Source organism: Sphingobium sp. GW821-FHT02B05 (assembly GCF_059421905.1).
The window spans coordinates 85,914-107,446 of sequence record NZ_JBWKVW010000003.1; the positions used below are offsets into that span (position 1 = coordinate 85,914).

Sequence of the window (21,533 nt, forward strand, 5' to 3'; positions counted from 1 at the left end):
TTCCGCGTCTATCCAGCGACGCGATCGCGACCCCGATGCTTGGCCTCCTAATGCGGCGCGTCCGCTCTGCGCGCTGCCATTGCGGTCATCGACCTGAGATGATGCGTGGCGTTCATGGGAGCAGGCTCGCCACAGTGGCAGGGAATCATGCGTCAGTTTGCCGAAGTGACAATCCCGGCTACTACAGCGCAACAAAAGGAGATTTTAGTGGAATCGAACGAACAGGGCGAGACCTTTGGCGCATGGCTGCTGAAGCAAATAGGCCGCGATGACTGGATCGGCACACTCGCCAAGCAGGCCAAGGCGGACCCCCGTTTTCGCGCTGCAATGGCTCCAGATGATCTTCGGAAGAAACTTCAGGAAGCGGGCGCAGAAGGCGATAGTTTCGAAGCATTAGATGATGCGGAGGCGGAGTGGGGATCCTAAACCGTACACGGTCGGAACCATCACCCAAAAAATATCGTTCCAGGGCTGCGGTCCCAACGCATATAGTCCCCGCATATTGCCCCGCCTTGTGACCCCGAGGCGGGGTCTTTTTTCAATAAGGGCGACCCGATGCCGTTGCACCAGGTCGCCCGCCAAGCAGTCTATTGGCACCCTACTGATCGCATCAATCATCCCGGGGTCAAGCGCCGGTGTTGCCGTTTCCTGATCGGCACCTGGCGACCGCTCATTCAGCGCTTCGCGAAAGCCCCGATTTTTATCCAGAAAATCATTCTAGGCGACCAAGATGCACCGCCTGCCGACTTTCATCGTGCAGTTTTCATTTCGAAACGCCAGACTTCAGCTATGTTCCGGCGTGGGTTTCGGCAAAGCCGGTAAAATAGGCGCGCAGCGTGGGGTCGGCGATTGGCGCAACCATAGCGTTCACTTGATCTGCGAGCGAAGCAGAAGCTGCGGCTTCGCCGCCTTGCTCATATCCCATGGACCATGAACCAAATGCCCTTGCTTCGACCGCCTTGTCGTGAAGCTTGACCAGAGCAAAATGACGAGGATCATTCTTGATCCGTTCATATGTCTGGATCACTGCCTCGTCGGGGCCTTCAAGCACTTGCAAGAAGCGTCGCCCGCCCACGACAAGCAATCCCGTAAGGTCTGCCATGGCGTTTGCCGCTCGCGACTTGGAGAGCAACTCTTCGAGTTCCGATGCGTCCAGAATAGAGCGAGCTGTGCTGATATAGAGCAAGCGTTTCATTTCAATCTCCGCGTAATGGAGACAAATTTATGAAAAAACATGGAAAAAAGATTAACGGCCTGTTTAACTTAGATTGAACATCGCGCCAGTTACTGGCTGATAGCGCCCGAAAGTCGCTGCAGCGAGCTGGCAGCCTACCGACAGCGCGTCGGCTGAACTGGTCGGTCTTGCAAAGCGCCATCAACAAACTGCTGATATGCTTCCGGGGCAGTCAGGCAGCAAAAATCGCGGGTCAACGCCAAGGGCCATGATGGGTTAGACGGGCAATATACGGTCGTCATGTTTCGGGTTAACCATTTGGTTACCGGCAGGGTTCAAGCTGTAACGCTTTCGGGCTCATGCGCGCGTGTCCATCGCCTCAATTCTTGACCCAGGAATTGCTCCTACTCAGGTGATGACGTCGCGACGCCCGTCCGTTCGAGAGTGCAGACCATGCTACCATCGCTATATGAACGAATGCGCAAAGCTGACCGACGGCGCGATGCGCGGTTCGCCACGTCGTTCAGAGCCACGCTTACTTTGGACACCGGGAGCAGGGTCGTCGTTGTTGGAGACATCTCGGCAGGCGGAGCGATGCTTGAAGCTCAAAATGATCTTTGGCCAGGCTGCAAGCTTTCGCTCAAGGCGAAAGACCTGGACGTGACTGGTGAGATCCGATGGAGAAATGATCGCCTCTGTGGCGTCGCCTTTTCCATGCCAGTCGATCCCTTCGCTGTAATCGCCGCCAATGTAGGGGATGTGACGGACACTATGGCCGAGGAGCCGCCTATTCCATCTGGCCAGTCCGATAGGTCGTGAATAACTGACTGAATTGCAAAGCCTCCAAAAGGTGCCTTCATGCTGTCGACCTGTATCTAGAATTTTCCCCGGTTGAGTCAGACCTAAACATCTCAAGGGTCATGAAAAATAGGATGCTGGCGATGTACTGATCGACGCGCATCAGGACTTTCACCCCATCTATTCTGCTGCTTCCGCGACAATGGCGCAAAGAAATTCAGGGTGCCGACCGGCATCTGTCCATATTCTTGATTGAGATTAGGACGATTTCTTTGGAGCGAACCGCTGCACAAAGCATTCCAACATGGCGTTCCCCTCGTTGGCCAGTCCGTGGACTGGTGCCCGGAGTTTATCCATGTTGATTCGAGCCGGCTACGACCTGACACTGCGGGCCTTCGCCCCCACACCCATGATCGCGATGCTGAATATTCGGCCCGAACGCATCAGCGATCTAAGAACCGGCCAGGCCATCTCTACGGATCGTGGCATCTCCATCGATCATTATCACGACACATTCGGCAATTTTTGCTCGCGCATGATCATGCCGCCGGGTGTCACAACGCTTTCCTGCGATTTCGTAATAGAGGATGCAGGCATTACCGACCGTCAGTCGCCTCTGGCTATCCAGCACGAGGCAACGGAACTCCCTACCGATGTGCTGATGTATCTATTCAGCAGTCGATATTGCGATACCGAACATCTTTCGAACATCGCGTGGGGGCTATTCGGGCACGTCCCCGCCGGCTGGCAAAGAGTGCAGGCGATCGTGGATTTCGTCCACCAGCATCTTACCTACGGTTATCAATATGCCCGATCCACTCGTACCGCCTATGAAGCCTATCAGGAGCGTGTCGGCGTGTGCCGGGATTTCGCGCATCTGGCCGTCGCATTGTGCCGGTGCATGAATATTCCGGCACGCTATTGCAGCGGCTATCTAGGCGACATCGGCATAGAGCCGGTGCCCATTCCCATGGATTTTCACGCCTGGTTCGAGGTGTATCTGAGTGGTGAATGGCACAGTTTCGACGCGCGACATCGAGTGCCCCGGATCGGTCGCATTCTCATGGCATGTGGCCGCGACGCGGCAGACACCGCTTTGACTACAGCCTTTGGGTCAGTTCAGTTGATCGGCTTCAACGTCCATACAGACGAGGTCAGCGGAGAGCGTATCGATCAGCCGCGCAGGAAGGCGGCCTGAGGGCTTGGGTGGAGCGATATGATTATATCTCGACCTTCCCCTTTGAAAACAGGACGCCGGTAGGGCTTTCCTTAGCAAAAGTTGCTTTCTCGACTTATGCGCGACGAACCAATGTTTCGCAGTCGGCAAATTGCTTCCAATTCGACGCATATGCGTTGGTCTTATATGCAGGTTACGATCACGAGCCTTATCCACAGAATGGAAGCAGCCGCTGCTGCCCTGGACTTTGAAGAAGCCCGGCGCTGTCGGGACATGATAAGCCTCATCCGCGGGGGCGCGACCGTCGAAGAAGCCTTGAAGGCAGATGTCTCAGGCTTGGAACGTCCCAAACCAGGAGCCATGGGTTTGGGCACCAGCCAGCAGAGGCTGGTGCCATCGCATGACTGGCAGCCCCCAGCAAAACCGGACCCCATGACGACAGGTCGAAGCGCACGCGGTCGCAAACGCGAATGAATGCAGCAGACGCCCGTGAGGCACTCCATACCCTTATGGTTGCACGAAAGCCGGGAGCGACAATTTGTCCGAGTGAAGTCGCTCGCGCGATTGCAAGTAAGCACAACTGGCGAGAGGCCATGCCCCTTGTTCATGCCATGGTCGATACCTTGCTGACCGAAGGACTAATTCACCTGAGTTGGAAAGGTACCAGCATGGCTGCAAGATCTGGACCCTATCGCATTGCACCTGCTGAATCGAAAAGGGACGGGCACAATTGAGTGAGCCGCGTCTTGGCCGAATTAGACAAAGCGTCAGCGCTTGTACGGTACCTCGTGACGATCAGGGTCCATGATCGATGACCTATCCATGCGCGGAAGAACGACGATTCTCAACCTGCCCGGCGATGCGCTCGATTTCTCAAATCAGCCATATGGCGCGCAACGGTGTTCAGCAGCTGTAAGATTAGACGGAACCATCAAGCTGGAGGCTATTCGAGCAATCATGGCAGCACCAACGATCATCGACATTCCCCACAATCTTGGCCGTGACGAAGCAAGGCGCCGCATGGCAGCAGGCATAGCCAAGCTGGCTTCCCATATTCCGGGGGGGCGCTGCCACCGTCACCCACAGCTGGCCTAGCCAGGATCAATTGTCTCTGACTGTCGCGACCATGGGCGTCGAAGTCCCCTGCACGGTCGATGCGGAAGACGCCCGCCTGCGTGTCACCCTTCAACTGCCCGCGATGCTCAGCCTCATGTCGGGACCGATCAAAGCTATCGTTCAACAACAGGGCGAACGACTGCTGCTCGATAAGAAACCTGATCAAACGGCCTGACCAGCGCGGCAGCGCCAGCCAGGCCGACCTCTGCGGCCCTCAGGCCCGCCGCTGCCGTGCATAGAGAAGCGCTGCGACGATAGCGGCTGACCCGATCCCGACAGCAGCGCCCAGGATTTTCGCGGAACCAGATAGCTTGGTGTCCTGTTCGCATTCGCCCGAATCGGTTGTAGGTTCATCTGCCTGGATGCTCTCGGCATGCGGCGCTGGATGGGCGGGATAGGGTGCGGTACTGCCCGGGGGGACTGAAGGCCGATGCGTCATATATGTTCTCCTTTGACCCGTCGAACGCGTCGATGACGAAGCGGTTGCCCCGACCCCAGCATCGTTCGGCAACAGGCGCGCCAAATGAGGCCGCTCGCATCAGGGACAGCCCGATTGCCTTGCTGAAAAGCGCGACCGGACCGCCCCCAAGCATTATCTTCGACCTTTAAAGCTGCGCCACAAGGTCGCGATGCTGGTCAGCACTGCGGCTATCCCCAGAAGAAATGATCCGTCGATTATCATCATTGCCGACTCCTTTCCTGCTCGATATGTTCACTATATGTTCTCATGTAGGAAAGAGGGATTTTGCGATGTGCGTTTCGATCACCCCAATTCCAGATAGCGTGCGCCTACGGGTCACCGGCGATGTCGAGACCGTGCTGGCAGCGCCCTATGACGAAGACGAGCGGTTTCTGGTGGGTTTGAGCGATGGCACGTTGCTCATGGGCTATTATGATGAAGCCATGCGGTGCCATTGGGAGGTAGCGCGCGACGGCGCCGGCATCGTCCGGTTCGACGGCAACGCCGTCCGAGTCGAGTGGCGCGTCGAATGGCTGACTATCGGCACGTTCGACGCAAATGTCGTCGAGCCTGGCCTGCCGCCTGCCGTCCCTCTCTTTCCCGAACTGGATCGCTGGGCGGCATGATAGCAGGCGAACTCAGGGTCCAGCTGGCCTGATCCGGATGATCGGGGTCCGATCGCGGCTTGTCGTTGTTAGATACTATCGGGGCTTCAGCGATGCCGCTCACACGCCGTGATGGGGAGGAAGGCGGGTTCCCCATACCCGCCATAGACGTCGCTCTGCAGCCAGGCCCGTTCAGCGTCGCGGTCCTGTTCACCAATGCTTCTCCACCAGAAACGCATGGCGGCATCCCAACGATATCCGCGCGACTTCAGCCGGTCCTTGGCCTCGAAAGGCGCGTCGATGGCATTTACCCGATAGGTCTGCAGCTCCGAGCAGGTGATCAGCTTTGCCAGGATCGTCTCTCCGTCCGGCAGGCCATGGGAAAGGAGATACAAAAGAGCCAGGATGTCGTTTTCGGCTCTGTGCCCTTCGTAAAACCAGCCGCATTGCGAAACGAGATGAGCGAGCGCGCGCCCCTCGAACCCAAGCTCTAACCAATCCAACTCTGCCATCGAGCAGGCCCATGGCTTGCCGGCGATGGCAGGTAGGCGACGATCCACGAACGGTCTGTCGAAAGCCGCGTTGTGCGCCACGATAATGTCAGCGGAGGAGAGAATGTCGATAGCTGCCGATTCATCGATCTGCTGGCCCGCAACGTCTTCATCGGTGAGACCGGTCAGGTTGGTGATTTTCGGATCGATCGGCATGCCCGGATCTTCGCGCCAGACTCGCGGCACCCCGACCTGAATGATTCGCCCACGCTCATCGAAGCGAAAACGCTGGATCGCCAACTCGATGATGCGATCCGTCTCACGGTCGAGCCCGGTCGTCTCCACATCGATCGCAACGCCAATGCGCGTTGAGCCCTCTGGGCTTGCTGCATGAAAGTGCGTGACGGGGGTAAGCCGCCGCTGCACTCGATAATCCGGATGCGTGCCCAGCAGCCGGGCAGCCTGAACGTGGCGATCGCCTGGAGATCCGTTCATCTATCGATGGCTCTCGTCATGATGTTTCTACCACCCTGAACACAGCGCCGCTGCCAGCATCCCGAACGAGATCGACCCGTTCGCCGTCCCAGTGATAGTCGAGATGCCGACCCTGAACGGGGCTGGAGGCGCAGTCCGGGTAGAAAAGTGCGACGCACTCGCCACCGGGCTGCCGGACGCTTGGATAGGTAATGCCGTCCGAGCCTGAACCGCGCAGGGTCGCGGCAAGCAGTTGCGCCGCCTCATATCGATCGGGATCGAGACAGGGACCAAATCCGGCCGGATCCGCTCTGAGGTCATGCAAATTGGCATCGACCCTCAGAATGATCTCCCGAAACTGCGACGTCCATCCGGCCGGCTCGGCCGTACGGGCCATGAAACGCGCATGATGATGGATGGTCTCGAACAGTGCGGTCTCATAGCTGCGCGCGATATAGAGCACGCCATAATGCCCAGCGGAGAACCGGCTTGTCCGATCGGGACTGACATGGGTGAACGAGCCCATGAGATAGGAGGCTCCAGCACCACCGACTCGGCGCCCCGGAGGGACGAGGTCGATATTGCCGACCGATGTCATGATGCGCGGGTTCGTCTTCTGCTCGGCGGAGATGAGGAGGGGCCAGTCCGCGGGGTCTGCAATATCCTCGAACAGATCGATGGGAGGAAAGACGCTGCGGATGATCCTGACCGCGCCCTTCCATTCGACCCTGCTGACCGGCGGCGCCGCTATTCCCGTCACCAGCCGCTGCGCTCCGCGTCGAGATAGCGCCGTACCCGCATGATGTCGGTCAATTCGCCGCCCAGCATGACTGCCAGGGCACTCGCCCCCTCAAAGGCAATATTGGGCGCCTTGATCCAGTCATAGCTGCGCTGCGGCTCCTGAAAGATGATACGCAACGCCTTATGGATACCCATGAGGTTGGAGAGCCGGGCGAGCCCATCGCGCGAAATGCGGCTCGCCCCTTCGGCCTTCCAGCGACGGAAACTGCGGATCGGCATATCGGTCAAAACGGCAGCCTGTTCGTCGCTCACGCCCCATTTGGCGAACAGATTGAGGGCCGCACGGAACATCGCCCTGCCTTCTTCCTGGGTGGCAGGTTCTGGCCGGAACGGAGCCGGAGATGTCTCGATGGGTTGCAAAGCAGCCATATGGCATAATATAGACGAAAAAATGCCAAATGGCAATTTGGGCTCACCCGTCTGCTGTCAATCAAGGCCTTGCTGATCATTTCGCCCCAGCGTCCGATAAACCAATCTGATCGCTTGGCTGGTTATCTTCGCTAAACGGCTGCGCGTGAGCGCGGTTCAAATTTCTGCAAGACCAAGCTCCAATGACCTCAGTCTGACTCCCATGATGTTCATGATGCTCGTGTGCGTGGCGACGGCAAGCCCGTCGGGCATCATGGACAATGCCTGCTCGGGGGCTCTTTCTGCCATGAGCATCACGTCCCGCAGCGCGCGGTCTATGAGAGTGGCGCCCAACCCCGCCTCCTTGGCGGTTTCTACAAAATGTCGTCCGTTAAGGTTCAAAATTTGATATTTGCGGCTGTTGCCGGCTGACATCGCGAGCTTGTACTTGTTGTTCGGAATCTGCCGCGCATCGAACGCAGGTTGAGCGGTGAGGACGTCATAGAATGGCGTCAGCCCGAAGCGCCCACCAGGACGAAGAAAGACGCTGAAATTCTTGGCGTGGCCGTCTGTCGCGCCAATGAGCCAGAATATGATCTGGCTTTTCAGGAATGCCGTCTGATCCTCCAAAGGATTGTCGCTGCTGCCTAGCAATTTGAGGATTGCAACGGCGTCAGGCCCTCCATGGCTCTGATATTTCCGGGCAGAAGGGATGCCCAGGGCCTGACAAAAGTCCTCCTGGGGCAATCGAAGCAGTTCTGTCGGACTTCTCCAGCGACGATCGAAGCGTTCGACCGCCAGCACCTTGCGCGCACCGAATGTCGCGATCTGCGTTTTGGCGACCGGCAGGCCAAAGCCTTCCAGGAGCTTGAGGCAATAATGCTCATTCTCGACGCTGTCGGCCATGTCGATCATTCCGAATGGTGTCGGAATTTCGCCAAGCTGCGGTTTCAGTATGTGGGTCGTGGGGGTCGTTCCAAGCGGTCTCAACCACTCGCCCCCATGGAAAAGCAAAGCGGTCTTTTCCTGTGCTCCGGCAACCGAAATTCGGAATTCATGCTCCATGTCGATGCCGAGTGGCGCCTGGGCCAGGTTGGCGAGCATCTGTTCAATCTCGGCATCGCTGATGGGTTCTCCATCGACCGGCTGGATGCCATCAAGCGCGACATCATCCGGCAGGAATTGCATGGCACCCACACAATCCCGCCCAATGCGCTCCAGCAAGCTGTAGGCGTCACTGCCTTGGGCGCCGGTTCGTTCGGCAACGCGGCGACGCACCGCCGCATTGTCAGGCAGCAGATTGTCGAAGACAGCGATCACCGAATCTCCGGTGTACGGCGATTCGCGCAGGGGCAAGGAAAGGGAGATCGGAAATCCGTGCTCCCAGTCGAGCCAGCTTTGATCGTAGCGGAATTCGATGGCGCCGCTGGATTGCTTGAGAAGACGTCCAGCCAGGCGGTTGTTGATGAATATGTTGAGCGGCGGGTGCGCTCTGCGTCGGCCCATCAGAAGATATCCTCAATGTCAGGCACCGATTTGCCGGACCTTTGATCGACGACCATCTCCAGATCGAGAGCGGCAAATAATGTATAGATAGAGGATAATCGGGTGCCTTCCTGCCCGGTCTCGATTTTCGAGACCAGTTCCTGCCGCAGGCCGGCGAGGCCAGCCAGTTCCGTCTGGCTCATGCCCTTCTGCTTGCGCGCACGCTGGATGATGGCGCCGAGCTGCCTGGATGATCGTGCGATATGAGCCATGCGTCAGTCTCCTTGACCGTGCTTATGTCTCAAATCGCATAAATCGACAATATGCCTTTTTTAGCATAAAAGCATTTTATGTGTTAATTCACATAAGCGGTGATTATGTTATTTGTCACATAAACTCGGGACTTCGTAGTCAACGATAGATCCCCGTTACCGCCGCCCGAACCTAGCCTTGATCACTTTCTCGGCAGCCCGGAGCTGATCGAGATAGTCGCTCCAATATTGCATCATCTTGACCCGCTCGTTCCAATGCTCTCCACGCAGATAGGCGCGTCGGACATCGTTGCTTTCGACATGCGCTAATTGCCGTTCGATCGCGTCCGGATGCCACTTGCGGCTCTCGTTGAGCAGGGTGCTGGCTGTCGCGCGGAAGCCGTGCCCGGTCATCTGTGTCTTGTCATAGCCCAGTCGACGAAGGGCGGCGTTCACGGTGTTCTCCGACATCGGCCGCCTCGGATCGCGAATGCTTGGAAACAGATATTTGGAATGTTCGCTGATAGGATAGAGCGCCTCGAGCAGGTCCATCACCTGGGTCGACAGTGGTACGCGATGCTCGCGCCCCATCTTCATCTTCTCCGCCGGGATCGTCCAGATGGCAAGATCCGGGTCAAACTCGGTCCATTCCGCGTGGCGCAGCTCGCCAGGCCGGACAAAGGTGTGAATGCCTATCTTGAGCGCTATCTCTACAGCGGGCTGGCCCTCATAGCCCCAAAGCGCTCGGAGAAGCTCTCCAACCCCTCCCGGATCAGTGATGGCAGCGCGATGTGTGACCTTGGGCGTGATGAGCGCGCCTTGCAAATCGGCAGTGACGTCGCGCTGTGCGCGGCCGGTGGCAATGGCGTAACGCATGATGCTGCCGCACGTCGTTCGCAGTCGTCTTGCCGATTCGTAGCGGCCCTTTACTTCGACCGTGCGCAGGACGGCGAGGACTTCAGGCGCGGTCAGTTCGCCTATTGGCCGCTCACCAATGATCGGCTCGGCATAGCGCAACAGCCAGCGCATCTTTTCCATCGTGGCTTTTGAACGCCCTTCGGCTTCCAGCTTGGCAAGCCACTCCTGCGCTACCTCGCCAAAACTTGTTCCGCCATTCAGTGCGAGGGCGCGTGCGAGCTTTTTATGGGTCGATGGGTTCGTGCCACGCTCGAGCAGCTTGCTGGCCTCTGTGCGCTTCTCCCGGGCTTCCTTGAGAGAGACTTCGGGATAGACGCCGAGCGAGAGCGTCTGTCGTTTGCCGCGATGAGAAAAATTCCAGCGCCAGTAGCGGGCGCCATTGGGGTTCACGAGCAGATATAGCCCGTGCATGTCACTGACCTTGAATGGCTTGTCGCGGAGCCCGACTTTACGGATGGCGGCATCTGTAAGCATCACGATCTTTTCCCGGTTTCAATGCCGAGAAAAATACCGTTGGCGCCTCCGGGTGGCAAGATACGCGCCCGGATGGCGGCGGACGAGATACCGCAAACCGTCCAAAATATACCGTCGATTTCGGACGGCTATGGACATGAAAAATAAGGGAAATGGTGCCCGGGGACGGATTCGAACCGCCGACACTGCGATTTTCAATCGCATGCTCTACCAACTGAGCTACCCGGGCATCGGGTCAACGGCGGAGGCGTCCGCCGGATGGAGGCGTGCCTATAAGCGTCAATCCGGCTCGCTGTCCAGCCCATAATTACCGTTTTTTTGCATGTCGGTATCGGCCGGCGGACCCGGCACGCGATAGCCTTCGCCCAGCCATTGCAGCAGGTCGCGATCGCGGCAGGCGGCGCTGCAAAAGGGGCGGGTTTCGGCGTGCGACGGCTGGCCGCACACCGGGCAGGCGGCGCTTTTAGGCGACATGGCCGCCCGCCAGGTCAAGCGCGGCCTCTGCCTTCAGCGTGATTGCGCCGCCCCGACGCTTCGCCAGCAATTCGATCCAGTCGGCCCGCTTGTGCAGCAGGTCGATGATCGCCGGCGCAGCCGTGATGGTCGCCGCACCACCCTGGCCGTGGCGTTCCGCGCGGCGCAGCAGCGCCAGAGCGGCGGTCAGCACCGGATCTTCGCGCAGCAATTCCATCAGATTCGCGCGCTCGCGACGGCGAATGATCTGGAGGAAGCCAAAGCCGTTCACCGCCGTGCGTTCGAAGGGGAGCGGCAGAAATTTGTCGATCTGCGCGGCCGCGACCATCCGCTCGTCCTTGTTGTTCATCGTCGGCAGGTCGACGCCGATGGAGCCGGACAGGCCCATGCGCCGCACCGCCTGTGCCGCCAGCTTCGCACCCTTGGGGCCAAGCTGCGCGGGGGGGAGCGATCCATCGACGTCGATCAGCACCATGGCAGGCGTCAGGAACAGGCGCAGCGCCGCGTCCTCGGCGCCGACCTCGCCCCTGATCGCCTCGTCCATCAACTCGCTCCAGCCATGGGCTTCCAGCCGGTCTTCCTCATGCGCGGGGCAGGGGACGACGGGCGTGCCGGTGGCGCGGATGCGCTGGAGCAGGCTGGGACCGGCATGGGGTTTCGATCCGGGCTGGGGCATGCGGCCCTTGGCGCGCTTGGGGCGGCCTTCCTCGGCGATCGCCTCGCGGATGATCTCCACCAGCACATTGGCCCCTTCGGACAGGCGGGGCGGGATCGGCTCCAGCAGCACTTCCTCGCCGGAAATCAGCCGCACGACGCCGCGCTTCTTGGGGATGAGGGTGGCGACCAGGCGGCCCTGCGCCACGGCGCCGGGACGAACGGCGTCGCCGTCGCGCTCGATCAGCGCCTCGACCAGCTTGCCCTTTTCGATCAGCGCGGCGCGGGCCTCGCCAATGCCTTCTTCATAAAGCCATTCGGCCATAATTTAATCCAACGGGTAGCCCGCTGCCTTCAGCAGCGTGCGGGTTTCGTAAAGCGGCAGGCCCATGATCGCGCTATGGCTGCCCTGTATCGTGCGGATGAGCCCCGCGGCGCGACCCTGGATCGCATAGCCGCCGGCCTTGCCGCGCCATTCGTCGCTGGCGATATAGGCGTCGATTTCCGCTGGCTCCAGCCGCTTGAAGATGACGATGTTGGACGACAGGCGATGCCATGCGCGACCTTCGCCATTGATCAGCGTGATGGCGCTATGCACCTGATGCCGGCGGCCGGACAGCAGGGTCAGGCAGGTGCGCGCCTCTTCCTGGCTTTCCGTCTTGGGCAGGATACGCCGGCCCACGGCCACCACCGTGTCGCCGGACAGGATCAGGGCACCCGGATGGCGCGCGGCCACCGCCATGCCCTTTTCCGCCGCCACGCGCGCGGCATAGGCGGCCGGCATTTCTGCCTTCCGGGGCGTTTCGTCGATATCGGCCGGGTCCACCGCATCGGGGACGACGCAAATCTGGCCCAGAAGGTCACGCCGCCTGGGGGAAGCCGAAGCAAGAATAAGCCGCATCACGTGCCGGCTTATTTGAAGCGGTACGTGATCCGACCCTTGGTCAGGTCGTAGGGGGTCAGCTCGACAAGCACTTCGTCACCCACCAGCACGCGGATGCGATTCTTGCGCATCTTGCCGGCGGTGTGGCCGAGAATTTCGTGGTCATTTTCAAGCCGGACACGGAACATGGCGTTGGGGAGAAGCTCCACAACCTGTCCGCGCATTTCAAGCAGTTCTTCTTTAGCCATATTATCCCGAATTCGCAAAATCGCGCCGCCATAGCGCCAAATTGCGGAAAATGAAAGTCAGGGTTGCATGCCGAATATATCGCCCGCTTCGGCGAGCGCCGCGAACAGCCGATCGAGCTGGTCGGCGTCCAGGCAATAGGGTGGCATCAGATAGATGGTGTTGCCCAGCGGCCTTAGCAAGAGGCCGCGTTCCAGGAAGAAAGCGCGCAGCCGCGGGGCAAGGTCGGACAGATAGCCCGCGTCGGCGGCGTTGAGGTCGATTGCGGCGATCGTGCCCAGCTGGCGCGGATTGGCGAAGGCCGGATGCGCCGCCAATATGCCAAGGCGCGAGGCGATGCCGTCGGCCAGCGTGGCGATGCGGCCCAGCACATCCTCTTCCTGCCAGATGGCGAGATTCGCGGCGGCGGCGGCGCAGGCAATGGCGTTGGCGGTGTAGCTCGACGAATGGTAGAAGAGCCGCGCACGGTCCGTGGACAGATGCGCGTCGAAGATCGGCGCGGTCGCCAGCGTCGCAGCCAAAGGAATGGCGCCGCCGGTGATGCCCTTCGCCACGGCCATGATGTCCGGCACGATGCCCGCCTGTTCGCAGGCGAACAACGTACCGGTGCGGCCCCAGCCCGTCATGACCTCATCCGCGATGAACAACACGTCATGCTTGCGGCAGATCGCCGCCATCGCGCGCAACAGGTCCGGCGAATAGAGCAGCATGCCGCCCGCGCCCAATAGCAGCGGTTCGACGATGAAGGCGGCGGGCTTGTCGGCGCAGGCGGCCTCCAGCGTGGCGAGGCAGGCCTGCTCCTGGCCGGTTGCCGGGAAGGGGATGGTGCCGACATCGAACAGCAAAGGCTGCCAGGCGGCATTATAGACGCCGCGTTCCCCAATCGACATCGCGCCGATCGTGTCGCCATGATAGCTATGCTCTAGCACGAGGATGCGGCTGCGGGCGTCGGCCAGCCCATCCAGCGCCAGATTGTGCCAGTAACCCAGTGCCATCTTCAGCGCGACCTCGACCGCCGTCGATCCGCTGTCGGAATAGAAGACATGGGCGAGTGTGGGCTGGCCGTCCGCCCTGGGCGCCATGGCGATCAGGCCGCGCGCGACCGCCTCGGCCGGTTCGTGGGTGTAGGCGGCGAAGATCAACTGGTCGAGCTGGCTGGCCTGCGCGGCGATGGCGGCGGCGATGCGGGGGTGGCAATGGCCATGGGTCGTCACCCACCAGCTGGAAATCGCGTCGATCAGCGTGCTGCCATCGGCCAGGTGCAGCAGCGCGCCTTGCGCCCGCACGACATGGGGGATCGGCTCGTTCAAGCCATGCTGGGTGAAGGGGTGCCAGACAGGAGAGGTCATGCAGGCGCTTTAGGTCGAGGCGCCGGCAATTTCTACGGCTTTGCCTTGCTGCGCGGTTGCGCCGGATCAGCCTGGTTGGCGACGACGGGCGGTGGCACCATGATCGTGGGCAGCGCGACATGCACCTCCACCCGGCGGTTTTTCGCCCGACCTTCTGGATCGTCCTGGCCATCTTCGGTGGCATTGGGGGCGGCAGGGCGGGCCTCGCCCAGCGCGACGATGCTGATACGCGCCTGGTCCACGCCCTTTGCGACCAGATAGTCGCGCACCTTTTCCGCCCGGATCCGCGACGCGACCTTGTTGTCGCCGTCATTGCCGCGCGAATCGCTGTGACCTCGCAGCGTGACCGGCCCGCCCTCCCTGATTGCCGGCGTGGCGAGCAGCGTATCGAGCGCGGCCTTGGCAGTATCGTCCAACGCCATCGGGGATGTCCCGAAACCGATCAGCGCGTCTGCCGGTTCGATCTTCGGCTCGGTGGATTCCGGCACGACGTCCGGGCGCAGGATGGAGCGGGGCTGTTCGCCTCCATTGCCGGCGGCATTGGCGTCCACGCCATTGGCGGCGTTACCGGCTTCGTTGATCGCGCTGGCGTTGTTGCCCTCCGACGGAGGCTGGCAGGCGGCGAGCGCGGCGCTCAGGACGATCGCGGCCGGGGCAAATCTTGTCATTCTTCCTCTCCTTTCGGCCTTTTACGGGACGGCGGCACATAGGACAATATCGTGTCACCCGGCTGGGGCGTCGGGCGCGAGGCATGGGTGAAGAAACGCAGCGCGCCGTTTTTGCGCAGCAGCAACAGCATGTCGCCATCTTCGGGTAGCGAAGCGCGCGCGGCATCATAGTCGAACTGCTCGCTGATCCGCGTCTTGCGAAAGGCCCAGCCCTGCTCCTCACGCTGCATGATATCCTCGACCCCATGGCCGGAGGCGAAGAGGGCGCGGCCGCGCAGCGATTCCGGCAGGGTGCGCGGATCGTCATCGTCACTTGCGTCGCCCAGCTGATGCACATTGTCACGCCCGATTTCCGGCGCGAATTCGTTGCAGACCAGCGTGTTATAGGCTTCGTTGTCGGTGGTCGCGGCCAATACCTGGAACCGGGTCAGGTCCAGCCGTTCCTCGGTCGCCTCCGACAATATTTCCCCATGATAGGTGGGAATGCCCTGATGCCGTGCAGGGGCCAGCCGCTGCCAACTATTGTCCGCGATCATCACCGGCACATCCAGCTGGCGCAGCTGCGCCGCCATGCCCAGGCTGAACGGCGTGGCGCCCACGATCAGCAGTCCGCGTTCCGATGCGCCCGTGACCTTCAGCAGCCGCGCCACCGCCTTGATCGAAAAGCCATGGGCGACGATGGTGGCCACGACCACGGCGAAGGACAGGGTGACGAGGATCGACCCGTCATTATAGCCAAGGTGATCGAGCCTCAGCGCGAACAGCCCTGAAATGGCGACCGCCACGATCCCGCGTGGGGCGATCCAGGCGACCAGCAGCCGCTCGTTCCATGGCACCTTGGAAAAGGCGAGGCTGAGCAGCACGGTCGCCGGGCGTACGACGAACAGCAGCGCCAGCAGGAAGGCCAGGAAGCGCCATTCGAACTGGCGCAGGACATTGAGGTCGAGCGAGGCGGACAGGATGACGAACACGCCGGAAATCAGCAGGACGGTGACATTCTCCTTGAACGGTTGAATGTCGCGCAGCGAATCCAGCCGCATATTGGCCAGCGCGATGCCCATTACGGTGACGGCCAGCAGCCCGGTTTCCTGCTGGATCATGTTGGATCCCACGAACACGCTGATGACCGATACCAGCAGCACGGGGGCCTTGAGAAATTCGGGCACATGGCCGCGCGGGAACAGCCAGCCAAGCGCGCGCGCGGCTAGCCAGCCGATCAGCCCGGCGATGACCGCCGCGGCCAGCAGCGACAGGATGACCGACGCCAGCGTGCCGCCTTCCCCCGAACGACGCAGATATTCATAGGTGACGACGCCCAGCAGCGCGCCGGTCGGATCGTTGACGATCGCTTCCCATTTCAGGATGGCGCGGGGGCGGGCAGCGACGTTGGACTGGCGCAGCAGCGGCAGCACGACGGTCGGGCCAGTCACGACCAATATGCCGGCGAACAGGATGGCGACCGGCCAGACCAGGCCCGCCACATAATAGAGGGCGAGCGATCCCAACACCCAGCCGATCGGCGATCCCAGCAGCACCAGCCGGATGACCGCGCCGTCGGTTTTTCGCAGTTCGCGGAAATTGAGGCTGAGGCCGCCTTCGAACAGGATCAGGGCGACCGCGACCGACACCATCGGTTCCAGCAGGTCGCCGAAGACGGCATGGGGATGGATAAGGCCCAGAACCGGGCCGCCGATGACGCCGGCGGCCAGCATGAGGGCGATGGCAGGCCAGCCGGTCCGCCAGGCGATCCACTGCGCGCCGATCCCCAATATGCCGATCAACGCGATGGAGAGAGCTTGTTGCTGCATCGCAACATGATAGACGGCGCGAAACGCGCGCGTCACCCCCGATATTTTTCGTGGCTGCGGGAACAATCGGGCCGATCATGTGTGAGCCCAGCTTGGGCCCACAAAGAAAAAGGGCCGGTTTGACACCGGCCCTTCCTTGTCTTGCCTTACTGCGGCGGCTGGCTCGGCTGGGCCGGGGCAGCGGGTGCCGCAGGGGCGGCGGGAGCCGGCGGCGCGGCCGCCTGAATACGCTGCTGAAGCGCCGGATCGGCGGCGGCCGCCTGACCGATCTGGTTGAACTTTTCAGGCGGCATGCCCGAAGCCTGCAACGCGGCCAGCATCTTGGGCTGCTTGTCGGCGGCGGCGATCGACGTATCCGACTGAATCTTGGTCACTTCGACCGCAGCGGCGGCAAAAGCCTTGATGTCGGAATCGCTGAAATTGCTGGCGCCGGCGGCCGGGGCGGCGGGAGCCGTAGCCGGTGCAGCCGGGGTAGCGGGCGCGGCGGCATCCTGCGCAAGTGCGGGATAAGCGGCAACCAGGGCGAGCGATGCGAAGCCCGTTTTCAGCAGGGCGGTGGTTTTCAGACCCGTCAACTTTTTTCTCCTCTTGACCGATATGCTGATGAACAGACGGCCAAGCTGTTGAAAACGTTCCGGGTGGGAAAGGGCGCAACGGTAAACCGTGCGATTCAAAAGATAACAGGACTCGTCAAAACGGCTTATCCCCAGGAGGGTGCGATTCGTCGCAGGCTCCTTCGCAAGTGCGGAATAAAGCGCGGCCCGGATTCGTCATCGAACCCGGGCCGCTGTTTTTATATCACCAGATCTTCACGCGATCCTTGGGCGCCAGATAGATTTTGCCGCCCGGCGCGGGCTTGAACGCATCATACCAGGCGTCGAAATTGCGCACGATGTCGGTGCGATATTGCGACGGGGCATGCGGATCGGTGACCAGCCGCTGGCGCAGGTTCGCCTCGCGATAGTTGCGGCGCCACACCTGCGCCCAGCCCAGGAAGAAGCGCTGGTCGCCGGTCATGCCGTCGATCACCGGCGCGGGCTTGCCGCCGAGCGAAGCGTGATAGGCGTCGAGCGCCACGGCCAGGCCGCCCAGGTCGCCGATATTCTCGCCCATGGTGAAGGCGCCCTTCACATGCGCGCCAGGGAAGGGTTCATAGGCGTCATATTGCGCCCCCAGCTTGCCGGTCAGCGCCTTGAAATTGGCGACGTCCTGATCGGTCCACCACTGGTTGAGCTTGCCCGTCTCGTCATATTTCGCGCCCTGATCGTCGAAATGATGGCTCAGTTCATGGCCGATCACGGCGCCGATGCCGCCATAATTGACCGCCGGGTCCGCCTTGGGATCGAAGAAGGGCGGTTGCAGGATGGCGGCGGGGAAGACGATCTCCACCATGCCGAAATTGGCATAGGCGTTGATCTCCATCGGGGTCATGCCCCATTCCCAGCGATAGATGGGCTTGCCCAGCTTTCCGATATTATAGTCGAATTCGAACTGGTTCGACCGCAGCGCATTGCCGAACAGGTCGCCGCCCTTGATGGTCAGGCCGCTATAGTCGCGCCATTTGTCGGGATAGCCGATCTTGGGGGTGAAGGCGGCCAGCTTCTTGTGCGCGCGCGCCTTGGCCGTGTCGCTCATCCACGGCAGCGCGTCGATGCGACGGCCCATGGCGGCGAGCACATTCTTGACGAGCACGTCCATCGCCGCCTTGGTTTCGGGCGGGAAATATTGCGCGACATAGGCCTTGCCCACTTCTTCGCCGAGCGATTCCTTCAGGAAGTCGACACCCCGCTTCCAGCGGGCTTCGCGTTCCGGCGTGCCCGACAGGGTCGTGCCGTAGAAGGCGAAGTCGGCGTTCGCGATATTTTCGGGCAGCTTGTCGGCAAAGCCGTGCAGGCTGCGCAGCAGCAACCCGTCCTTGAGCACCTGCACCGGTGCCTTCGCGATCAGCGCGGCCTCGCCAGTGATGGCGCTGGGCTGGGCGACCAGCAGGGTGGCGGGGGTCAGGCCGTTCGCCTTGTAGAAGGCTGCAAAATCGAAGCCGGGCGCAGCCTTTTGCAGGTCGGCCAGCGTCATCTTGTTATAGGTCTTGTCGGCATCGCGGCTGTCCACCTGCGTCCAGTGGACTTTGGCGATGGCCGTCTCGAACGCCATCAGCGCGGCGGCGCGCGCCTTGGCATCGCTTTGCCCGGCCAGGGTCAGCATCTGTTCCAGATGCGCGACATAGGCGGTGCGGATCGTCGCCATCTTGGCGTCCTGATCCAGATAATAGTCGCGGTCGGGCAGGCCCAGACCACCCTGGCCCATGGACAGGATGTAGGTTTCGGGATCCTTGTCGTCCTGCCCGACATAGAAGCGGAACGGCCCATTGATGCCGGCGCGCGCCGCCTTGGCCGCGACCAGCGCATAGCCTTTCTGATCCTTGATCGCCGCGATCTCGTCCAGCCAGGGCTTGATTGGGGTCAGGCCCTGCTGTTCGACGGTGGCGCCGTCCAGATAGCTGGCATAGGCCACGCCGATCTTGCTGTTGGGGTCGGTCTTGGCCGCTTCCAATATGCCCTTGGTCCGCTCGCGCGACAGGTCGTCCAGCGTGTTGAACGCGCCATAGTTGGACTTGTCGGCCGGGATCGGCGTGTTCTTCGCCCAGGTGCCGTTGGCATAATCGTAGAAATCGTCGCCGGGCTTGACCGACTGGTCCATGCCGGTCGCGTCGAAACCATAGCTGCCATAGGTCGGCTTGGCTGGGCTGGCCGAAGCGGCGGCGGGGGTGGCGGGCTGATCGGCCTGCGCCATGGTGGCGGCCAGCGCCAGCGCGGTGGCGGCAGCACCCAGGAGGAGGGTTTTCATCAAAGCATCCCTTGCTTGTGATAAATGGGCTTGTGACAGATGGGCGCGCGTTAGCAGGCCCGGCGTGACCGGGACTTGAACGCCCGTGCAACAGGCTTGTCCATGTCGTTGGTCGAAAATTGTCGACCGTTGAAATATTAGGGAAGGCTTCAGGAGGCGCGCATAGCCCAGGGCCGTTCGTTTCGAGCGAAGTCGAACGGCAAGCGTAGTGCCAGATGCTTTTCGACACGCTCGAAGCGAACGGGCCATTTTGGCGCCATTGCTTTGGGCCGATTGGTTCAGGGCAGGCGGATGTTCGCCGCGAAGGCCGCCGCCAGCGATGCCGGATCGAGCCGGTCCAGATGCGGCAGCCGGCCGAGCGAGGGAACGCCCGCCAATTGCGGCACGATCCGCTCATTCTCTTCATGGGGATCGCCGATGAACGCGATGCCGGCCAGCGGCGCACCGCGCGATCGCAGCGCTTCGATACTGAGCAGGCTGTGGTTGATGGTGCCAAGGCCGGCGCGCGCGCACAGGATCACCGGCTGGCCCCAATGGGCGAACAGGTCGGCCATCAGCAGCGTTTCGGAAATGGGGACCAGCACGCCGCCGGCGCCCTCCACCACCAGCGGCCCGTCCACCTGCGGCAGGTTCAGCTGGTCGAGGGCGATGGTGACGCCGTCGATCCGTGCGGCCAGATGCGGGGAGGCGGGCGTGGTCAGCCGAAAGGCTTCGGGCAGGATGCGTGTCGGGGGCAGGCCGGAGAGGGCAGCGACTGTCTCCTTGTCGCCCTCCGGATCGACGCCGGCCTGGATCGGCTTCCAATAATGTGCGCCCAGCGCGCCGGCGAGGCCCGCAGCGAAGACGGTCTTGCCGATGCCGGTGTCCGTGCCGGTGACGATCCAAACGCTCATTTCATCGCCTGCCGCAGCACTTCGCCCAGCGCGGCGACATCATTGCGCCCGACGTTGAGGGTCAGCGATATGCGCAGGCGGCTGCTGCCCGACGGGACGGTCGGCGGGCGGATGCCGCGTACGTCGAAGCCGGCCTGCTGCAAGGCGGCGGCCACCGCCATGGTGCGGACGTCATCGCCCAATATCACCGGCACGATCTGGCTGCGTGGGGCAGGCAAGCCAAGCGGCGCGCAGATCGCCTCGGCCGCATCCTGCCGCAGGGTCTTCAGCCGGTCGCGCAGGTCGCTGGCCTGTTCGATCCGGTCCAGCGCAGCCGATGCCGCCACTGCCATCAGCGGCGAGGGCGCGGTCGAGAAGATGAAGGCGCGGGCGCGGTTGATCAGATAGTCGATATGGATGCGCGGGCCGCAGATCAGCGCGCCCTCCGTCCCCATCGCCTTGCCGCAAGTGTGCAGCGTGATGACATTGTGCAGGCCATCGAGCCCCGCCGACAGGCCGCGGCCGCCGGGACCGAAGACGCCGGTACCATGCGCTTCGTCCAGCAACAGCATCCCGCCATGGGTGGCGGCCAGCCTGGCGAGGTCGGACAGCGGCGCCATGTCGCCATCCATCGAATAGAGTGTCTCGACCGCGATCCAGATGCGACCGGTGCCGCCCTCCTTGCGCCAAGCCACGATCAGGTCGGCGAAGCTCTGCACCTCATTATGGCGGGCGAACACGGCTTGCGCCTTGCTCATGCGGATGCCGTCATGCGCGCTGGCGTGGATCAGCTCATCCGCGACGATCAGGTCGCCACGCTGGGGCAGGGTCGAGAACAGCGCCAGATTGCCGACATAGCCATTGGCCACGAACAGCGCGCCTTGCGTGCGGAAGAAGTCGGCGGCCTTCGCCTCCAGCCCTTCATGTTCGGGCGCATTGCCGCGCAGCAGGCGCGATCCGCCCGACCCCACCGGCACGCCGCGCCCGATCGCGTCGGCGACGGCCTGGGCGATGATCGGATCGCCGGCCAGGGCCAGATAATCGTTGGAAGCGAAGTCCCGGCCGGCGCGCGGGATCAGACGGCGCAACCGCCCGCGCGACTCCAGCGCGGCAAGCTGCTTGGCATAGGGTTCGGCAGTCATGGCGCGGGCTATAGGCCCGGC

Annotated in this window: 26 protein-coding genes and 1 tRNA gene; 8 read left to right on the top strand and 19 right to left on the bottom strand. The window is 61.8% G+C overall.

The features are described from left to right. Positions 1-147: 147 nt before the first annotated feature. Positions 148-426 carry a hypothetical protein gene (locus AC07UX_RS12630; RefSeq protein ID WP_495192370.1) on the top strand — a complete coding sequence of 93 codons (279 nt, stop codon included), beginning with the start codon at positions 148-150 and terminating at the stop codon, positions 424-426. 361 nt (positions 427-787) lie between these two features. On the opposite strand, the gene AC07UX_RS12635 is transcribed toward AC07UX_RS12630, so the two are convergent. Beyond that, positions 788-1,195, bottom strand: coding sequence for a BLUF domain-containing protein (locus AC07UX_RS12635; protein ID WP_495192371.1), 408 nt, complete (start codon positions 1,193-1,195; stop codon positions 788-790). Positions 1,196-1,651: 456 nt separating this feature from the next. Between AC07UX_RS12635 and AC07UX_RS12640 the strand changes: the two genes are divergently transcribed. The 7 genes from AC07UX_RS12640 to AC07UX_RS12670 all read left to right on the top strand — a co-directional run bounded on the left by AC07UX_RS12640 (position 1,652) and on the right by AC07UX_RS12670 (position 5,351). Further along, positions 1,652-1,993 (top strand): PilZ domain-containing protein, encoded by a 342-nt coding sequence (locus tag AC07UX_RS12640; RefSeq protein WP_495192372.1) that lies wholly within the window; start codon positions 1,652-1,654, stop codon positions 1,991-1,993. A gap of 334 nt (positions 1,994-2,327) precedes the next feature. Beyond that, positions 2,328-3,170 carry a transglutaminase-like domain-containing protein gene (locus AC07UX_RS12645; RefSeq protein WP_495192373.1) on the top strand — a complete coding sequence of 281 codons (843 nt, stop codon included), beginning with the start codon at positions 2,328-2,330 and terminating at the stop codon, positions 3,168-3,170. Positions 3,171-3,335: 165 nt separating this feature from the next. Continuing rightward, complete coding sequence (locus AC07UX_RS12650) at positions 3,336-3,623, top strand: UvrB/UvrC motif-containing protein (RefSeq protein ID WP_495192632.1); 288 nt, start codon at positions 3,336-3,338, stop codon at positions 3,621-3,623. Continuing rightward, on the top strand, positions 3,620-3,883 hold the full coding sequence (locus AC07UX_RS12655) for a DUF3253 domain-containing protein (RefSeq protein ID WP_495192374.1): 264 nt from the start codon (positions 3,620-3,622) through the stop codon (positions 3,881-3,883). The genes AC07UX_RS12650 and AC07UX_RS12655 overlap by 4 nt, the downstream gene beginning before the upstream one ends. 70 nt (positions 3,884-3,953) lie before the next feature. Beyond that, complete coding sequence (locus AC07UX_RS12660; protein WP_495192375.1) at positions 3,954-4,244, top strand: hypothetical protein; 291 nt, start codon at positions 3,954-3,956, stop codon at positions 4,242-4,244. Positions 4,245-4,275: 31 nt separating this feature from the next. Next, positions 4,276-4,440: a hypothetical protein gene (locus tag AC07UX_RS12665; protein ID WP_495192376.1), complete on the top strand. Its 165-nt coding sequence runs from the start codon at positions 4,276-4,278 to the stop codon at positions 4,438-4,440. A 608-nt stretch (positions 4,441-5,048) separates the two neighbouring features. Beyond that, entirely contained in the window at positions 5,049-5,351 is a 303-nt protein-coding gene (locus AC07UX_RS12670; RefSeq protein WP_495192377.1) for a hypothetical protein, read from the top strand. Between the two features lie 86 nt (positions 5,352-5,437). Here AC07UX_RS12670 and AC07UX_RS12675 read toward each other — a convergent pair whose 3' ends face one another. From AC07UX_RS12675 to AC07UX_RS12760, 18 genes are all read right to left on the bottom strand, one after another. Continuing rightward, a complete protein-coding gene (locus AC07UX_RS12675) occupies positions 5,438-6,316 on the bottom strand; it encodes a 3'-5' exonuclease (protein ID WP_495192378.1) in 879 nt (292 codons plus the stop codon). 16 nt (positions 6,317-6,332) lie between these two features. Further along, positions 6,333-7,055 carry an RES family NAD+ phosphorylase gene (locus tag AC07UX_RS12680; RefSeq protein ID WP_495192379.1) on the bottom strand — a complete coding sequence of 241 codons (723 nt, stop codon included), beginning with the start codon at positions 7,053-7,055 and terminating at the stop codon, positions 6,333-6,335. Then, positions 7,052-7,465: an MbcA/ParS/Xre antitoxin family protein gene (locus tag AC07UX_RS12685; RefSeq protein ID WP_495192380.1), complete on the bottom strand. Its 414-nt coding sequence runs from the start codon at positions 7,463-7,465 to the stop codon at positions 7,052-7,054. Before AC07UX_RS12685 ends, AC07UX_RS12680 begins: the two co-directional genes overlap by 4 nt. Positions 7,466-7,621: 156 nt before the next feature. Continuing rightward, positions 7,622-8,950 (bottom strand): type II toxin-antitoxin system HipA family toxin, encoded by a 1,329-nt coding sequence (locus AC07UX_RS12690; protein ID WP_495192381.1) that lies wholly within the window; start codon positions 8,948-8,950, stop codon positions 7,622-7,624. Next, positions 8,950-9,201 carry a helix-turn-helix domain-containing protein gene (locus tag AC07UX_RS12695; protein WP_495192382.1) on the bottom strand — a complete coding sequence of 84 codons (252 nt, stop codon included), beginning with the start codon at positions 9,199-9,201 and terminating at the stop codon, positions 8,950-8,952. Before AC07UX_RS12695 ends, AC07UX_RS12690 begins: the two co-directional genes overlap by 1 nt. Before the next feature lie 156 nt (positions 9,202-9,357). Beyond that, positions 9,358-10,572, bottom strand: coding sequence for a tyrosine-type recombinase/integrase (locus tag AC07UX_RS12700; RefSeq protein WP_495192633.1), 1,215 nt, complete (start codon positions 10,570-10,572; stop codon positions 9,358-9,360). 153 nt (positions 10,573-10,725) lie between these two features. Then, positions 10,726-10,801 (bottom strand) — tRNA-Phe (locus tag AC07UX_RS12705). Between the two features lie 50 nt (positions 10,802-10,851). After that, on the bottom strand, positions 10,852-11,046 hold the full coding sequence (locus tag AC07UX_RS12710; RefSeq protein ID WP_495192383.1) for a DNA gyrase inhibitor YacG: 195 nt from the start codon (positions 11,044-11,046) through the stop codon (positions 10,852-10,854). Further along, on the bottom strand, positions 11,036-12,025 hold the full coding sequence (locus AC07UX_RS12715) for a ribonuclease (RefSeq protein WP_495192384.1): 990 nt from the start codon (positions 12,023-12,025) through the stop codon (positions 11,036-11,038). Before AC07UX_RS12715 ends, AC07UX_RS12710 begins: the two co-directional genes overlap by 11 nt. Positions 12,026-12,028: 3 nt before the next feature. Further along, on the bottom strand, positions 12,029-12,601 hold the full coding sequence (locus AC07UX_RS12720; RefSeq protein ID WP_495192634.1) for a Maf family protein: 573 nt from the start codon (positions 12,599-12,601) through the stop codon (positions 12,029-12,031). Between the two features lie 11 nt (positions 12,602-12,612). Then, positions 12,613-12,831 (bottom strand): translation initiation factor IF-1, encoded by a 219-nt coding sequence (infA, locus tag AC07UX_RS12725; protein ID WP_003049127.1) that lies wholly within the window; start codon positions 12,829-12,831, stop codon positions 12,613-12,615. Positions 12,832-12,888: 57 nt separating this feature from the next. Beyond that, a complete protein-coding gene (locus tag AC07UX_RS12730; protein WP_495192385.1) occupies positions 12,889-14,178 on the bottom strand; it encodes an adenosylmethionine--8-amino-7-oxononanoate transaminase in 1,290 nt (429 codons plus the stop codon). A gap of 32 nt (positions 14,179-14,210) precedes the next feature. Continuing rightward, on the bottom strand, positions 14,211-14,846 hold the full coding sequence (locus AC07UX_RS12735; RefSeq protein WP_495192386.1) for an OmpA family protein: 636 nt from the start codon (positions 14,844-14,846) through the stop codon (positions 14,211-14,213). After that, positions 14,843-16,654, bottom strand: a complete 1,812-nt coding sequence (locus AC07UX_RS12740; protein WP_495192387.1) for a cation:proton antiporter — start codon at positions 16,652-16,654, stop codon at positions 14,843-14,845. Before AC07UX_RS12740 ends, AC07UX_RS12735 begins: the two co-directional genes overlap by 4 nt. A gap of 146 nt (positions 16,655-16,800) precedes the next feature. Further along, on the bottom strand, positions 16,801-17,229 hold the full coding sequence (locus tag AC07UX_RS12745) for a DUF4168 domain-containing protein (protein WP_495192388.1): 429 nt from the start codon (positions 17,227-17,229) through the stop codon (positions 16,801-16,803). A gap of 223 nt (positions 17,230-17,452) precedes the next feature. Continuing rightward, positions 17,453-19,498, bottom strand: a complete 2,046-nt coding sequence (locus tag AC07UX_RS12750) for a M13 family metallopeptidase (protein WP_495192389.1) — start codon at positions 19,496-19,498, stop codon at positions 17,453-17,455. 278 nt (positions 19,499-19,776) lie between these two features. Then, positions 19,777-20,391 carry a dethiobiotin synthase gene (gene bioD / locus AC07UX_RS12755; protein ID WP_495192390.1) on the bottom strand — a complete coding sequence of 205 codons (615 nt, stop codon included), beginning with the start codon at positions 20,389-20,391 and terminating at the stop codon, positions 19,777-19,779. Next, positions 20,388-21,512: an 8-amino-7-oxononanoate synthase gene (locus tag AC07UX_RS12760; protein ID WP_495192391.1), complete on the bottom strand. Its 1,125-nt coding sequence runs from the start codon at positions 21,510-21,512 to the stop codon at positions 20,388-20,390. The genes bioD and AC07UX_RS12760 overlap by 4 nt, the downstream gene beginning before the upstream one ends. Between the last annotated feature and the right edge of the window lie 21 nt (positions 21,513-21,533).